The following is a 16575-nucleotide window of genomic DNA, read 5'->3' on the forward strand; positions in this document are numbered from 1 at the left end:
GTAAACTTGCATTATATAAACAAACTAACTATAAGTTTTATTGCCATTAATGATAATAAAATCTTTAAAACCAGTATAAATTTTTTACCATCAATTTTATCCCTTAGTTTTGTACCAGTCCAACTTCCAATAACTGCACCAATTATCATAGCAACTAAAATTCCTAAATAATCAAAAAATACAAAACCAAAAAATATAAAAGTGATAACTTTTAATGTATGAGTTATACTTTTTAATGCAGCTGCAGTTGATACAACTACATGCTTATCATTATAATCTTTTACCAAAAGTGTAGTAGCAATTGGTCCTGTGGCACCAACAATTAATGAAAGTCCACTTTGTACAAAACCTATTAAATAATAGCTTTCAAATCTTTCTATTTTTTTATTAAACTTATCACTCCACAAAGAGAGTAAAATATATAAACCAATAAATAAAGGCACGTATGTTAAAGAGATAAAATATAAAATTGTTGCAAAAAAAGAAACGCCTAAAACTGAGCCAATTAAAAATTTTGGAATCACTTCAACCTTTACATCACTCCATCCAAAAACTGCACGACTTAAATTACTTGCCATTTGAGTTAGACCATGAACAGGAACAATTGCATTTACAGGTAAAAAGCTTGGAAGAATAGCAATTAGAATCATTCCTCCACCAAGGCCAACTACTCCTGCAATTGTTGATGTAAAAAATGTAAGTATTCCTAATAATATTTCTGTAGACATTTTATATCTTTATTAAATTTTTTTCGTAAAATAGCACATTTAGACTTAGTGTGCAGAATTTTTGTAATAATACGAAACAAATTTAAAGGATATATAATGAAAAGGTTTAAAACTGTAACATTAATAGTTTTCTTAAGCTCTTTTGCTTTTGCCTATGAAAAAGGTCAGATAGATATGCATGGTGGGAAAGGTGACTCTATGATTCAAAATAAAGGGTTTTCCAATAGCTTTAATGCACTAGGTAGCAAAAAAAAAGAGAATAAAGAAAATACAAACAATGAAAAATTTATAAAAGTTGACAAAATAGAAGAAATTAAAGAATTAAAGGAAAAGAATGAGTAGATATAAGTTTATCTCGTGGAATGTAAATGGTATTAGAGCAGTTGATAAAAAAGAGGCTTTGAAATGGGTTGATGAAGCAAACATTGATTTAATTGGTATTCAAGAAACAAAATCTACTAAAGAGCAAATTCCAGATTCTATATTTGAAAAGAATTATAAAACATTATTTGCAAGCCAATCTGCAATAAAAGGTAGAAGTGGAACAGCACTTTTTACAGATATAGAACCTACTTTTACTTGTAATTGCCCAAGTGTTGATATTCTTGATGAAGGAAGAATAAATGAAGTTCACTTTACACTAGGAAATAAAGATATTGCCTTTTTCAATGTATATTTTCCAAATGGTCAATCAAAAGAGGAAAGACTAGTTTATAAAATGGAATTTTACGATAGATTTTTAGAGCACTGTGAAAACCTTAAAAAAGAGGGGAAATCTATTATTGTTTGTGGAGATGTAAATACTGCACACACTGAAATAGATATTGCACGGCCTAAAGCAAATGAAAAAACTTCAGGGTTTTTACCAATGGAAAGAGATTGGATTACAAAATTTTTAGACCATGGATATATTGATACTTTTAGACTTATTAATGGTGATATTAAAGATAAATACTCTTGGTGGTCTTATAGAGCAAATGCAAGGGCAAATAATGTTGGCTGGAGAATAGATTACTTTTATATAAGTGAAGATTTAAAAGATAATGTAAAAGATGCCTTTATTTTAGATGATGTATTTGGAAGTGACCACTGCCCAATTGGAATTGAAATAGAACTTTAAAGAATAGGTTTTTACCTATTCTTCATTAGTTTAAATTTTGATTGTATCATCAACATCACAATTTTTATCACGCCCTAAAATACACCTATGAGATGTTTTTATAACTAAATATCTAACTAGCAATAAAAACAATATTACTCCTGAAATTACCATAATATTAAAATTCATTGGAGAATTAAAAAGAGAGTTCCAAGAGTCAATATTTTTATCATTTATTTTTACAACATTTACAATTAATTCTCTTAAAGCTAATATTACAAATGCATCAACTAAAGTTGTTAATATAACTCTTTCTTCTCTAATATAATTAACAACTGCTCTAGTAATTTCTAAAAAAATTACAAAATAAAGCATATAGATAATTGCATCCATCAATCTATCCATAAATAATGCAACAGTAAAAATTATTGAAGCTAATGTCAACTCAACATAAAATTTATTTGTACTAATTAGTGTTTTAATCATAAATTTCCTCTTTATATAATTGTAGCTTTAATATTTAGCCAATCATTTGGTATCTTTGTTAGATTTTTATTTGGAGCTGCCATATAAATAAAACTTGCTAACATAGCTCTAGCACTATTATCTCCACCAGCTTTTGCATTTTCAATTAACATTTGTTTGAAATCATCATACTTACATAATAGATGAATTACCCCTTGAAAAGCACCATCAATATTACATGCTGGTCCAAAACCTCTTATCGCATCAAAAGTTTCATCTGTTTTTGAAGCAACACCACTATAAATATATGATTGTAATTTTGTATCAAAACTATCTTTTAAAGAAAGGATAGCCTCTTCAATATTTTCACCTTCATAAACTTTTAAAAACAATTCACCAAAGAATCTTGAAGCTTCTAAAGCCTCTTTTGAATTATGTGTACAAGATACAAACTTTGAAATATTTTCTAAAAATTCTTCTTTAGTTTTAGAAACCAATAACAACGGAGCAATTCTTCCTATAATTGATAAATCAGTTGAAGAACTTCCTGTTGGTTCTATTCCTTTACTTATATTTTCTAAAGTGCCTTTTGTAGCACCATCAATATAGCCATTGTATATATCTATTTTATTTTTCCAATAATCCATATATTCATCTACATTGAACTGATTTTTATCTTCTAAAAATTGGTATAACCAATATGTTTGGTCACCAAAGTGAGTAAAATCACCTGCAACTTTACCCCTATGCCAAACACCCTTGGCATCATTTAATAATTCCCAATTAATATCAAGTTCACTTAATTGTTTTTCATCATAAATCCAATGTGTAGCCAAAGAGTATGAATCTGCCACAAGTGTACTTAAAACCAACTCTTTTACTTTTTTTGTATCAAACATTTAATCCCCTTAATTTTTATTAGGTTTTAAAATCTCGTAACCAAATTCTATAGTTTTTATTTCATTTGGTTTTAGATTGAAATCAAAAGTGATTTTACCATTTTTTTCTAATTTTGTGACTTTTGTTGAACCAATAAGTTCTATTTTTATATCCTCATGCTTAGATACTGGAACTCTTTCAATAAGTGAAATAGACTCTTCTTTCTTGCCATTATTCTTAATTTCGTATTTCCAAATCTTTTGAGTCTTTAATCTATTTAAACTAAAAAATGGTTCCTCTTTCATATCTTTTATAAGTTCTTTTTTAACATCAATAAATCTATTATTCGAAAAATATAGGCTATTATCTTCATCTTTTTTTATACCATTTATATTTATTTTTCCAATATATGAATCGTTTAAGTATAGTTTTGAATTTATAAACCCATATAACTTATCACTTTTAAAATCAACTTTATAGAAAGCTTTAGATGAAGAATATCCATCAATTTCAATAGAGTTTTGGGCTTTATATTTTTCATTTGAAAATAAAACTTGTTGTTTTTTCCCACTTTTTAAATTTACATTTAAAGCAGTAAAATATGACCTAGTTGTATCTTCATTATATTCATAACTAGGTGTTGCTGCCATATCATTAAATCTTTCAACTCTTGCTTTCTTTATCATCACCTTTGAAGAGTTTAATGCAACTGGTATATTTAAATCTAAATATTGAGGATAAAATTTTCTAGGTTGAACCATATCAACATATGAAAAAGAATAAAGGTTTATATCAATATTTTTAAAATCAATTCCAGTTGATTGTGTTATAAAGTAAGAATTTTTAATCTCTAATTCTTTTTTATTTGAGTTATAATTTATATCGTAAAGACCATCTTTCTTAATATTATTTAAAGGGTAATAAACAAATACATCTTTGTCACATTTTAAATCATAATTTAAAAAAATAGTATTTTCAGTGGTTCTTTTTTTTAGAAGTTCATTAAGTTCTTTTTTATCCTCTTTAATAAAACCTTCTATTTCATAGATATGATTGTAGTTTTCTAAAATCTCTTTTTTCAAAAAATTTGAGCTTTCTTGAAGCATCTTTGAATTACTTACTGAATTAAATGAAGTATTTTCTAAAAATGCAATGTTACTTTTTAAAGCTTTTATTCTATTTTCTTTATAAACAATCTTATCTTTTGCTTCTGAAATCAATTTTGACAACTCATCATTCTCTTCTTTATTTTCTAAGCTATAATCACCAATCGAACAGTTATCTTCCTTTAAAAATCTAATATTCTCAATTTTAACTTGCCCTAATAGTTTTTGAGTATTTTTTTTAGAATCTAATTTTTGTTTTACAAAAGTTAAATTTTTGTATATATCTAAACTTTTGATATCAACATTTGCAAATATTGATGTTGCGAGCATCAAAAATATAAGTGGTTTTTTCATTTTATCTCCAATTTTTATAGTTTGTAAAAGACGGAAATTGAGTTTTAAACTCCTCTTCTTCAAAAGAAAAAGCAAATCCATCCATATATGAGTTTAGCAAATCATATGCCGCTTGCAATTCTTGAAATTTTTCATCACTACCATTTGGCATATCAGGATGTAATTCCTTTGAAAGCTTTAAATATTTTTTTTTCAAATCATTTTTTGTTGTCTTTGTCAAAATACCAAATAAATCAACTGCTTTTTCAAAATCTTCATAATCCATTCTTTTTCCCTAATATATTTCATAACTGTGTAAACTCTGTGAAATCATAATACTTTATAAAAATTAAAATATCTTTAATAAGAGTATTTTAAAATATTATTAATAACTTATAAAAGCACTAAAAATGCTTTATATAATTTTATAATTTGTATATTTATTTTACAATTACATTATGTTCCTTTTTTTAACAAAAGTATAGAAAAAACCAGATATCATAAATAAAAATCAATAATAACAATATTTCATATGTTAGAATTATTTTACTAGGAGTGGGGAATGGAAATAATAAATAATGAATTAATACTAGATGATAAATCTTTTTTAGTTTCAGAAACTGATGAGAAAGGTATTATAAAGTTTGCAAATGATGAATTTTGTGAATATGCTGAGTATACATTAGATGAACTTGTGGGCAATCCTCATAATATGGTTAGACATGAAGATATGCCAAAGGCTGCTTTTGAAGACTTATGGAAGACGATAAAAAATGATAAAAGATGGAAAGGTTTTGTAAAGAATAAAACAAAATCAGGAAAATTCTATTGGGTATTTGCTACTATTTTCCCTTTTACTTCCTCAGACGGATCAAAAGGTTATATATCCTGTAGAAGAAAAGCTTCAAGAAAAGAGATTGATAAATATACTAAGTTGTATAGTGAAATGAAGAGGGGAGAATAATCATGTTTAATTCTATTTTATCAAATCTTAAAATCAAGACAAAATTAATTTTATTAATTGTTATTCCTTTTTTATTAGCTATATCATTTTCTTTAATCTTTATTTATGATAGTTATACTAAAAAGTCTGAATATCAGAAGCTTAATGAGATAATGAAAATTTCTACATCAATATCTCTTTTAGTTCATGAAACACAAAAAGAAAGAGGTATGACAGCTGGATATATTGGTAGTAAAGGTGCAAAATTTAAAGATACACTGCCTAAGCAAAGAAAACTAACAGACAAAAGGGTTCAAGAGTTTAAACTAATTTATAAAAATCTAGATAAATCTATGTTAAGAGAAGAAACCTTAATCAAGTTTGATAAGGTATATGATGATTTTAATAAACTTACTTCTACTAGAAATGATGTTACAGCATTGAATATAAAAATAGGCAATGCCTTATCATATTATACAAATATAAATGCTGTTTTATTAAGTATAATTCCATCATCAATGAATGTGGTAAAAGATAAAAAAATCTCAAGAAAGGTACTCGCATATTATAATTTTTTGATGAGTAAAGAAAGAGCAGGAATTCAAAGGGCTGTTGGAACAAATATGCTTGCTTCCAAAAAACTTGATCTTTACAATAAGTTTTTATCACTTATTGTTGTTCAAGAAACTTATATGAATGAATTCTTAACATTTGCAACAAAGGAGTATAAACAATCTTTCCACTCAATATTAAAAGGTGATGATGTAGATGAAGTAAAAAGAATTGAGAAAGAGATTTTAAATAAAAATCTTGAAGCTGAAGCAACTTATTGGTTTGCAAAAATCACAGGTAAAATTAATATGCTCAAAAAAATCGATGACTCAATCTCAAAGGAGATAATTAAAACTTCAAAAAATAAAATGGATAAATTTTCAAATAGACTAAATACAAAAATATTTCTTTTAATTGTATTTTTCTTAATAATTGGATTAATCTCTTCTATGATAAATAGAAATATCAGAAATTCACTTGATAAAGTATATGGAGGTTTCTTAGGTTTCTTTAACTATATTGAAAGAAAATCAAATGAGTTTGAACCAATAGACTTAAAAGGAGAAGATGAGTTTTGTGATCTAGCAAAACTTATTAATAAAAATGTAATAGATATAGCAGAATCAACTGAACTTGATATGCTGTGTGCAGGTGAAACAATTTTAACACTAAATAAAATGCAACAAGGTAACTTAGAATATAGAATCAAAAGTCCCGCTTCTACTCCACAAGTACAAACATTTGTAAACATTGTAAATAAAACAATGGATGAACAACAAAAAATGTTTAATGAGATATTAACTGTGTTAAAAAAATATGTTGAATACGACTATAATGAAAAAATACACCTAGACTCAAAAATGACAGGTCAATATAAAGAGTTAGTAGAAGGTATAAATTCTGTAAGGGATTCTATTGTTGAGATGCTAAATGAAAATAAAAATCAAGGTGAAATTTTAAGAAGTAACTCTGATATTTTATTGAGAAATGTTGATTCATTAAATACAAATTCTAATCATGCGGCAGCTTCTATTGAAGAAACTTCAGCCGCTATTAATGAAATCACAACAAACATAAAAGAAAGTACTAGAAATGTTCACCAAATGTCTGAATTCTCAAAAGAGTTGTTTAATGTCTCAGAAAATGGTCAAAAGCTTGCAAAGGAAACAACATCTTCTATGGATGAGATTAATTCTGAGGTTCAAGCTATCAATGAAGCTATTTCATTTATTGACCAAATAGCATTCCAAACAAATATTTTATCTTTAAATGCGGCAGTTGAGGCAGCAACAGCAGGAGAAGCTGGAAAAGGTTTTGCAGTTGTTGCACAAGAAGTTAGAAACCTAGCTGGTAGAAGTGCAGAAGCAGCAAATGAAATAAAAAGATTAGTAGAAAATGCAGCAACAAAAGCAAATCAAGGTAAAAACATTTCTGGTGAGATGATATCTGGTTATGATAATTTAACTCAAAAACTTAATCAAACAATTGAACTAATAAATGAAGTAGAATTAACAAGTAAAGAACAAGAGAGTAGAGTTATTCAAATTAATGATTCAATTTCTATACTTGATAGACAAACCCAAGAAAATGCTCAAATTGCAGCACAAACAAATGATGCATCTATTGAAATGAACAAAATCTCAAATAGAATTGAAGATGAATTAAATAAGAAAAAATGGAATAACTAAAACTACAAGATATTAATCTTGTAGTTTTTCTACAGTACCATAGATGGCATCTACTAATTTTTGAAGTTGCTCGTTTGTAGTTATAAATGGAGGCATAATATAGATTAATTTCATAAATGGTCTAATCCAGACCCCTCTTTTAACAAACTCTTCTGTGGCTTTTAGCATATCAACATTTTCATGTAATTCAACAACTCCAATACCACCTAATACTCTAACCTCTTTAACTAAATCAAGATTTTCACAAATAGTAAGATTCTCTTTTAAATAGCTTTCTATTCTTAAAACATTTTCTTGCCAATTGTTTTCTTCCAATAAATCAATACTAGTTGAAGCAACTTTGCACGCAAGTGGATTACCCATAAATGTTGGTCCATGCATTAAGATGTTTCCATTTTTTTCTATTCCAAGGGCTACCTCTTTAGTTGTAATTGTTGCAGCCATAGTCATATAACCAGCTGTTAAGGCTTTTCCAATAGTCATAATATCAGGGATAATATTTGTATGTTGATAAGCAAATAGTTTACCAGTTCTTCCAAAACCTGTTGCAATTTCATCAAAAATCAATAAAACATTGTATTTTTTAGTAAGTTCTCTTAAACCTTCTAAGTATTTTGGAGAATAAAATCTCATACCTCCAGCACCTTGAACTATTGGTTCAATAATAACTGCAGCTATATTCTCATGATTTTCCTCAAGGAAATTTTTCATCTCATCTAAATCACTTTGCTCAAACTCTTCATCAAACTTTGATTTAGGTTCACTTACAAAATAGTTTTTTGTTAGAAATTCACTAAAAATTGTATGCATTCCTGTAACTGGGTCACAAACAGACATTGCACCAAAAGTATCACCATGGTACCCTCGTCTAACTGTTAAAAATCTAGTCTTTGTATTATTATTTTCTTTGTAGTGATATTGTAATGCCATTTTCATAGCAATCTCAATTGAAACAGAACCAGAATCACAATAAAATATTTTCTCTAATCTATCATCAAGTAAATTTAGTAGTTTTTGAGTTAATTCTATTGCAGGGTCATGGGTTAAACCACCAAACATCACGTGGGACATTTTAGATGTTTGTTCATTTATTGCCGAGTTTATTTTTTTGTTATTGTATCCATGAATAACTGACCACCATGAAGACATTCCATCAATTAAAGAGGTACCATCTTCAAGATTTAAATATACTTCATTTGCACTTTTAATTTTGATTGTATCTTTTGGATTTAAAACAGAAGCGTAAGGATGCCAGATATGTTCTTTGTCTATATTTGTCATAGTGTCCCTTTAAAAAAAATGAGGGCAATTATACCCTCATTTTACTTTTTGGACACTTTTGTAAGTGATTAAGTTTTTATTTCATTAATGGATCTGCAAGCCCTAGAACATACATACCAACAAGTCCTATAATACCCGCTACTAAACAATAATAAATTGTAGGGATAATTGTTCTTCTTAATGTTTCACCCTCTTGATCAAGTAAACCAACAGTTGCACTTGCTGCAACAACATTGTGAATAGCAATCATATTACCAGCAGCTGCTCCAACTGCTTGAAGTGCAACCATAAAGGCAGTTGAAACACTTAAAGCATCAGCAACTCCAAATTGGAACTGAGATAACATCATGTTTGAAACAGTATTAGACCCAGCAATAAATGCTCCCAATGCACCAACCATAGGAGCAAACAATGGATAAATATCGCCAACAGATGTTGCTACAAAGTTTGCCATTGCAACAGGCATAGAATCAAATCCAGCATCATTAATTCCTGAATTAATTAAGATTCTAACAAGTGGAATAGTAAATACAAGTACAAATCCAGCTCCTAACATAACCTTTGAAGATTCACTTAAAGCTTCTTTCATCTCTTTAAATTCCATTTTGTGTAAGAAGTAAGTAACTAATACAACAAATACTAATATACCACCTGGTAAATAAAGAGGAACAATAGAATACCCTAAACCTTCACCTAAAATATCCTTAAATGGTATAACCCAAGATTTAACAAATGCTTTTGCTTCATCTGAAACTCTTGTTAATACTAGGATTACAGCAACTAATAAATAAGGAATCCATGCTCTTGTTAAAGACATATCAACTTTTTCATTCATAGAATCCATTTTAATTTCCAATTTAGATACCCAATGAACTGGCCACTCTTCTTTTGGAGCAAAGTCCCAAGTATTTTTAGGAACTAAGAAACCTTTTTTAGCTGCAGTTGTAACAATTGCAAGTCCCACTAAAGCACCAATTAATGATGGGAATTCAGCTCCTAAGAATACACCTGTTAAAGCATAAGGAATTGTAAATGCTAATCCACCAAAAATAGCAAATGGAATTGCTGATAAACCTTCTGTCCAAGATTTGTTTTTACCAAAAAACCTTGTCATCATCATAATCATAAATAAAGGAATTAATGTACCTGTAATAGCATGTACAATTGCAACTTCACTTGTAATAATTTGTAAATAGGCTTCCCAATTAGAGCCTAAACCCTGTAGTGTAGCCCCAATACCTTCAGAATCTAAACCTTTATTTACACCAATTAAAATTGGAGTTCCAACTGCCCCAAATGATACAGGAGTTGATTGAATCATCATACCAACCATTACTGCTGCCATTGCAGGAAATCCAATTGCAACCATTAGTGGTGCGGCAATTGCTGCAGGTGTTCCAAATCCAGAAGCACCTTCAATAAATGAACCAAATAACCATGCAATAATAACAACTTGAATTCTTCTATCTGGAGAGATATTGTTAAAACCTTGTCTAATTACTTTAATAGCACCTGAGTGTTTTAAAGTATTTAACAATAAAATCGCACCAAAGATAATCCATAAAACTGCTATAGTGATTAATAGCCCTTGAATAGTAGAAGCTAATACTCTGTTGAATGTAACTTCCCAAACATATAATGCAACAGCTGTAGTAACTAAATATACAACTGGCATAGCTTTTTTAGCTGGTAATCTAAGACCAACTAATAATACTGCAGCAACAATAATTGGTAATGCTGCAAAAAAGGCTTGTGTACCTATTTCCATCTCGTTCTCCTTCTTTCGTTATCAAAATGATAAATCAAGGAAATGAAAAACGCATGATAAATTGTCATATGTTTATTATTTAATCAACTTTTAAGCATATGTCAACAGTTTTGTCACACAAATATCATATGACAAGAAAAAACTACACAAAAGAAACACATTAAAAGGGTAAAAATAGTATAATCAAATTCAAAAAATTTAAGGTTATTTACACATATGGGTAGAGAATTAGCATATATTATTAACAGTTTAATCAAATGGGGAATATTTTTTGGAATACTTTATTTGATTTTTACAAATTTTGGAACATTTTTAATTATAATTTTTGTTTTAATTGCTGTTGCTTATTACGCTTTTTATCAGTTTAAAAAGAAGTTTAAAGAGCAAGTTCATAATCAAGGTTTTAAATTTACATTTAATGGTCAAGATTTTAGTTCAAATTCAACTAACAATAGTAATTTTGATTTTAGAGACTTTGAAGAGAGATTTAGACAAGGTGGTTTTAATCAAGGTAACTTTGGACAAGGAGGCTTTAACTCTTTATCTGAACTTAGTGAGGCAAAAGATTTTTTCGGGTTTACTAGTGATCCAACAAGAGATGAAATAAAAAAAAGGTACAAAGAATTAGCAAAGAAGTATCATCCTGATATTAATAATCATGGTGATGGATTGATGCAAAAACTAAATCACTATAAAGATGTACTTTTAAAGGCATTTCCTAATTAGGAGAGTAAGATGTTTTTAAAAAAATTGAACTACTTTTTCTTAAGTATTACAATCTTAGGTTCGATTTTTTTAATCTACTCTTGGATTAATACTTTCAACTTTAAAAACAATCCCCTTGATGAAACTATAGTTCAAAAAGTCAAACAAAAACAATACTATCTTGAAAAACTAAGCTATCAAAGATTTGGAATAAATAAAAAAATTCCTTTAATTATCTCCGATAAAATGCCCTCAAAACTTTTTGGTGCAGCAACTTATTCTAAAAATGGACAAATATCAATATATCTAAATAAAAAAAGGTTTAAAGAGAGTTCTGATTATATGATAGATGATGTATTGCCCCATGAGTATGCCCATGCACTAATATTTGTAAAAGAAAATTTTACAAAGAAAAATGGTGGACACTCTAAACAATGGCAAAATATGTGTATTGCATTAGAGGGTGTAAACTGTAATAGATTTGTTGACCATGATGATGTTATAATGGGTAAAAGTATCTTTTTTTAGTTATTAACTAATCAAAAATCTATACTAAAAGATTTTAAATATGGATAAAATTTAAAAAAGGATTTAAAATGATTTTAAAAATATTAATGACACTTGTATTAAGTTTGTCATTTTCATTAGCAAAAGGAAATGATATGAGTATTTATGACTTTAAAGTAAAAGATATAGAGGGCAAAGAGATATCATTGTCTAAGTATAAAGACAAGGTTTTACTTATTGTAAATGTAGCTAGTAAATGTGGTTTTACAAGTCAATATGAAGGATTAGAAAATCTTTTTGACAAATATAAAGATAAAGACTTTATGGTTTTAGGTTTTCCTTCAAATCAATTTGCAAACCAAGAGCCAGGAACAAATAAAGAGATTCAAGAGTTTTGTACCTTAACTTTTGGAGTAAAATTTGATATGTTTGCAAAAATTGATGTAAATGGCGAAAATGCAGATCCTCTATATGATTATTTAAAAGAGAATGCACCTGGTTTTGCAGGAACTGAAGCTATCAAATGGAATTTTACAAAATTTCTAATTGATAAAGATGGGAAAATAGTTGAAAGATATGGTTCTATAACAACTCCTGAAGATATTGAACCAAAAATTATAGAACTACTAAAATAGAGTTTTTTGCCCTTTTTCTAGTTTTTCTACCTTTTTAATACATGAAGATTCATCAAATAAAACTTTATTTACATTTGATGAAACTTCATAAAGTTCAAGACTTTCACTTGGATATATATTGAAAAGTGAATTTATCTCTTTCAGATTTTCACTATACAACCATTTGGAAAAATCTTTTTTTTCTAATACTACGGGCATACGGTGATGAATCTTTCCTAATTTTTCATTTGCATCACAAGTAATTAGTGCAACAGTAACTATTTTCATATTTAAATCAATATCAAAATACTCATCCCAAACCCCTGCAATAGCTAAATAATCATTTTTGCTGTCTTTTACAAAATATGGAGTTTTCTGTTTATCTTCTACTTCCCACTCAAAAAACCCATTTATTGGAATAATACATCGTCTATAACGAAATGAATCCCTAAAGGTAAGTTTTTCAAAGATAGATTCACTTCTTGCATTTATATTCATACTTTTTTTATCTTTTGCCCATGAAGGAAGATATCCAAAATGGGCATATAAATAGTTTCCATTATTTAAAAGTGCAGGTATTGGTAAAGTTGGAGCTATATTATATTTTGGCAGTAAAGCCCCAACCATATTATTTTTTATTAACTCTTTTGAATCATTTTTAAAGCTTTTATCATCAAAAATTGCTAAACGTCCAGGCAACTATTGCACCTCATCTCTTGGAACAAAATCTAAAACTGTTGCATTGATACAAAATCTTCTATGCCCCATCTCATCAAAAACATGACCCAAATGTATTCCACTTTTCTTAGCTAAAATTTCTGTTCTAATCATCCCATAACTTAAATCAGTTTTTTCAATAGTTGTACCATCAACAGCCTTATAGAAACTCAACCAACCAGTACCAGAATTAAATCTATCTTTTGTATCAAATAGAATTTCACCTGATAATTTATCTACAAAGACTCCATCTGGAGTATTCTTAAAAATTTCATACTGTTTACAAAACCTATTATCAGTTCCTTTATTAAATGCCACATTGAAACTTTCAGTATCCTCACCTAATTTGAACTTTCCAAATACTTCATAAAACTCTTTGTTACTTAAATAACCTTTGTGAGAAAACACCTCTTTGCCATCTTCAATAAATAAAATTGTTGGTGTAGCATCTATTTTTGTTTTAATTTCAAATTTACTTAATTGTTTTGAAACTGCTTTTCTTATAGGAAGTGTCCCTTTATAAGAAGATAAAACATCTTTTTCAAATTTTTCACAATAAGGGCAATAACCTTCTGATTCAACTACTATAATCTCTTTATCACCTAAAGGAATAATGGCAGGATAATTTATCTTATCAGGTTCAAATTTCACCCCTGTAGCATGGTTTGGGCAATAGCCATTAGGGTTATTTTTTAAATAGTCTTGATGATAATTTTCAGCTACCCAAAACTTTTGTAAAGGTTTTATTTGTGTAACTATTTTCCCATAATCAGCTTGTTCTAGTAATTTTTGATATTTAACTTTTGTATTAAGTGCAGTTTCTTTTTGAAAATTATTTGTATAAAAAATTGCACTTCTGTAATTGTTTCCAATATCATTTCCTTGACGATTTAACTGTGTTGGATCATGAATTTCCCAAAAAGATTTTATAAGTGCCTTTGCATCAACCTTTTCTTTATCAAATTTTACAAGAACACCTTCTGTATAATTTATTATAGTTTTATCATTTGTCATTCTATATTTCAATACTTTTTTATATGTTGGGTCTTCATAATTACCACCAACATATCCAGATTTTACATCAACTACCCCAGGAATTGATTCAAAATGTTTTTCAACACCCCAAAAACACCCTGCAGCAAATACAATTTCAGCTATCATAATAAATCCTTTAAAACTTTATAATGGAAATATAGCACATAAATGTTTACTCTATGTGAAGTGATATTTTACTTTTATATATTGATCTTCTTTTAAATTAGTTAATCAAAAACTGATTCTTATAGTTTTCTTCAAGGGGTGTTTTATCTTTATAAGAGATAATATCTCCAATTTGAATTTTTATTTTTAAATCTTTTGTTCTTTTATTTATCGCTTCTTTCAATACTTCATTTGCATTTGTTTTTATATATACAGGTAAAATATCTAACCTGTTCTTTAAAGCAATAATTCTCGAACCTTCTTTAAATGAACTAAGTGGTGTATTTTCTTTGTTTCTTGTACCTTCAGGAAAGATATAAATTGAGTGACCTTCTTTTACAACCTCTTTAGTCTCTTTAAAAAAAGATGACATATTTGAAGCTTCTCTATCCAATAGAATTGAGCCAGCATTTTTTACAAATGTACCAAAGAAAAAAGAGTTATATAATTCTTTCTTTGAAACCCAAAATCCATTGATATTGCTTTTTTCTAAAGCTAATTCAATAATCAATGGGTCAATGATACTTCTATGATTTGAGATTAATAGATATTTACCCTCTTTAGGTATTGCCTCTTCATTTAATACTTCTATACTAATATTCAACTTTTTTAAAAGCTTTTTAGAATATTCTTCCCTCAAACGTATTCTTTCTTTTGAAGTTTTTACTTTTTTTATTTTAAATCCATAACTGTTTGTTAGATATGTGGCGTAAATTGCCATGCTTATTTGTTTTAAATTCAATTCTATCCTACTATATTTAGAGATTAAAGATTGGCATAATATCAAAGCTATCATATAATATTCATTAATCAGTATTTTTCTTTTTAATTTGAACAGATTCATCAAAAAAATAAGAATATGAATCTGGGTTAAATTAGTTTTTATTCTATTACATTATACTTCCAACTTTAAAACATTTTGGGGAAAATGATAATGGGGAAGATTATAAAAATATTAGCACTTTTTATATTATTTTTTGTGGAGAATATTTTTGCAAATAATACAATAAAAACAAATATCGAAAAAGAAAAAATCTTGATAGGATTTTATGGAAGACCAAACACAAGATCTCTTGGTATCTTAGGTCAAAATAATTTGGATGAACTTGTAAAAAAGATGCACAATAAAAAATCATTTTATGAGAAAGAATTAGGTAACAACTTTGAAGTTCAAATGGCATTTCATATAATCTATGGATTAGCTACTCCTGATGCAGGAAGAAGAAATGATTATATGTTAAGACTATCTCACAAAAGTTTAATGAATTTTATCAATAAAGCAGAAAAGGAAAACTTTAAAGTAATAATTGATCTTCAAATGGGAACAAATACTCCAAGTGAAGCAGTGAAAATTGTATTAAAATACCTTAAATATAATAATGTACACCTAGCAATTGACCCTGAGTTTAAAATTCCAAAACATAGAAGATATCCTCCAGGAAGATATGTAGGTCATATTTTTGCTCAAGATTTAAATAAAGTCCAAAGATTAGTAAATAATTATATTGAAGAGAATAATTTAAGTAAAAAAGAATTAATTGTTCATATGTTTCATCCAAGAATGTTAAGAAAAAAAGAAGAAGTTGAAAAATTTGAGAATGTGAATCTAATCTATAATATCGATGGACATGGGAACCCTGCTGTAAAAATAAAAATTTACAATAATCTTTATACTCAAGAAGAACTAAATATCGCAAAAAGTGGATTTAAAATATTTTATGAAACTGATACAAAAATCATGAGCCCGAAAGAGATTTTAGGGTTTGAAGAGAGTTTTGGTAGAAAAATTTGGGAAAAACCTTATTATATAAATTATCAATAAGTTAGATAAGATAAGGTGAGGTGATAATAATAAAAGGTGGCTGTCCCCATTTATCTTTTATCCAAAATCTTTTTTATCTCCTTCTTTGTTTTAACCAAATTTTTATCTACCATATAACAACATGGGGAAACTGTTCCATCTACAAAGTAAAACTTTTTAACTAAAAAC

General features: G+C 27.8%; 18 protein-coding genes. 8 read left to right on the top strand and 10 right to left on the bottom strand.

The window, feature by feature from the left end; translation table 11 throughout:
* Positions 1-11: 11 nt before the first annotated feature.
* Entirely contained in the window at positions 12-728 is a 717-nt protein-coding gene (locus AC2TY9_RS14010; protein ID WP_489778141.1) for a sulfite exporter TauE/SafE family protein, read from the bottom strand.
* A 96-nt stretch (positions 729-824) separates the two neighbouring features.
* On the opposite strand from AC2TY9_RS14010, the gene AC2TY9_RS14015 reads away from it, so the two are divergent.
* A complete protein-coding gene (locus tag AC2TY9_RS14015) occupies positions 825-1070 on the top strand; it encodes a hypothetical protein (protein WP_489778142.1) in 246 nt (81 codons plus the stop codon).
* On the top strand, positions 1063-1848 hold the full coding sequence (xth, locus tag AC2TY9_RS14020) for an exodeoxyribonuclease III (RefSeq protein ID WP_489778143.1): 786 nt from the start codon (positions 1063-1065) through the stop codon (positions 1846-1848). The genes AC2TY9_RS14015 and xth overlap by 8 nt, the downstream gene beginning before the upstream one ends.
* Positions 1849-1878: 30 nt before the next feature.
* Here xth and AC2TY9_RS14025 read toward each other — a convergent pair whose 3' ends face one another.
* From AC2TY9_RS14025 to AC2TY9_RS14040, 4 genes are read right to left on the bottom strand one after another with little or no spacing between them, the layout of a single operon-like run.
* A complete protein-coding gene (locus AC2TY9_RS14025) occupies positions 1879-2313 on the bottom strand; it encodes a hypothetical protein (protein ID WP_489778144.1) in 435 nt (144 codons plus the stop codon).
* A gap of 11 nt (positions 2314-2324) precedes the next feature.
* Positions 2325-3191, bottom strand: coding sequence for an ADP-ribosylglycohydrolase family protein (locus AC2TY9_RS14030; RefSeq protein ID WP_489778145.1), 867 nt, complete (start codon positions 3189-3191; stop codon positions 2325-2327).
* Positions 3192-3200: 9 nt separating this feature from the next.
* Entirely contained in the window at positions 3201-4631 is a 1431-nt protein-coding gene (locus AC2TY9_RS14035; RefSeq protein WP_489778146.1) for a DUF4139 domain-containing protein, read from the bottom strand.
* A 1-nt stretch (position 4632) separates the two neighbouring features.
* On the bottom strand, positions 4633-4896 hold the full coding sequence (locus AC2TY9_RS14040; protein WP_489778147.1) for a DnaJ domain-containing protein: 264 nt from the start codon (positions 4894-4896) through the stop codon (positions 4633-4635).
* Between the two features lie 276 nt (positions 4897-5172).
* Between AC2TY9_RS14040 and AC2TY9_RS14045 the strand changes: the two genes are divergently transcribed.
* Positions 5173-5574 (top strand): PAS domain-containing protein, encoded by a 402-nt coding sequence (locus AC2TY9_RS14045; RefSeq protein WP_489778148.1) that lies wholly within the window; start codon positions 5173-5175, stop codon positions 5572-5574.
* A gap of 2 nt (positions 5575-5576) precedes the next feature.
* Complete coding sequence (locus AC2TY9_RS14050) at positions 5577-7793, top strand: methyl-accepting chemotaxis protein (RefSeq protein WP_489778149.1); 2217 nt, start codon at positions 5577-5579, stop codon at positions 7791-7793.
* 12 nt (positions 7794-7805) lie between these two features.
* On the opposite strand, the gene bioA is transcribed toward AC2TY9_RS14050, so the two are convergent.
* Both bioA and AC2TY9_RS14060 read right to left on the bottom strand, forming a co-directional pair.
* Entirely contained in the window at positions 7806-9074 is a 1269-nt protein-coding gene (bioA, locus tag AC2TY9_RS14055; RefSeq protein WP_489778150.1) for an adenosylmethionine--8-amino-7-oxononanoate transaminase, read from the bottom strand.
* Between the two features lie 76 nt (positions 9075-9150).
* Complete coding sequence (locus tag AC2TY9_RS14060; RefSeq protein ID WP_489778151.1) at positions 9151-10842, bottom strand: L-lactate permease; 1692 nt, start codon at positions 10840-10842, stop codon at positions 9151-9153.
* A gap of 216 nt (positions 10843-11058) precedes the next feature.
* On the opposite strand from AC2TY9_RS14060, the gene AC2TY9_RS14065 reads away from it, so the two are divergent.
* The 3 genes from AC2TY9_RS14065 to AC2TY9_RS14075 all read left to right on the top strand — a co-directional run bounded on the left by AC2TY9_RS14065 (position 11059) and on the right by AC2TY9_RS14075 (position 12689).
* The gene (locus AC2TY9_RS14065; RefSeq protein ID WP_489778152.1) at positions 11059-11568 is read left to right on the top strand and encodes a J domain-containing protein; all 510 of its coding nucleotides are present in this window, start codon (positions 11059-11061) and stop codon (positions 11566-11568) included.
* Positions 11569-11577: 9 nt separating this feature from the next.
* Positions 11578-12075, top strand: a complete 498-nt coding sequence (locus tag AC2TY9_RS14070; protein ID WP_489778153.1) for a SprT-like domain-containing protein — start codon at positions 11578-11580, stop codon at positions 12073-12075.
* A 134-nt stretch (positions 12076-12209) separates the two neighbouring features.
* Complete coding sequence (locus AC2TY9_RS14075; protein ID WP_489780435.1) at positions 12210-12689, top strand: glutathione peroxidase; 480 nt, start codon at positions 12210-12212, stop codon at positions 12687-12689.
* Here AC2TY9_RS14075 and AC2TY9_RS14080 read toward each other — a convergent pair.
* The 3 genes from AC2TY9_RS14080 to AC2TY9_RS14090 form a co-directional block, all read right to left on the bottom strand.
* Positions 12681-13367 carry an SOS response-associated peptidase gene (locus AC2TY9_RS14080; protein ID WP_489778154.1) on the bottom strand — a complete coding sequence of 229 codons (687 nt, stop codon included), beginning with the start codon at positions 13365-13367 and terminating at the stop codon, positions 12681-12683. The two genes, AC2TY9_RS14075 and AC2TY9_RS14080, sit on opposite strands and share 9 nt — an antisense overlap.
* Positions 13368-14546 carry a peptide-methionine (S)-S-oxide reductase MsrA gene (msrA, locus tag AC2TY9_RS14085; RefSeq protein ID WP_489778155.1) on the bottom strand — a complete coding sequence of 393 codons (1179 nt, stop codon included), beginning with the start codon at positions 14544-14546 and terminating at the stop codon, positions 13368-13370.
* 97 nt (positions 14547-14643) lie between these two features.
* Complete coding sequence (locus AC2TY9_RS14090) at positions 14644-15327, bottom strand: lysophospholipid acyltransferase family protein (RefSeq protein ID WP_489778156.1); 684 nt, start codon at positions 15325-15327, stop codon at positions 14644-14646.
* A 192-nt stretch (positions 15328-15519) separates the two neighbouring features.
* Between AC2TY9_RS14090 and AC2TY9_RS14095 the strand changes: the two genes are divergently transcribed.
* The gene (locus AC2TY9_RS14095) at positions 15520-16407 is read left to right on the top strand and encodes a hypothetical protein (protein WP_489778157.1); all 888 of its coding nucleotides are present in this window, start codon (positions 15520-15522) and stop codon (positions 16405-16407) included.
* Positions 16408-16575 lie beyond the last annotated feature (168 nt).

The sequence above is a fragment of the Arcobacter sp. ISO1 genome (genome assembly GCF_058105185.1).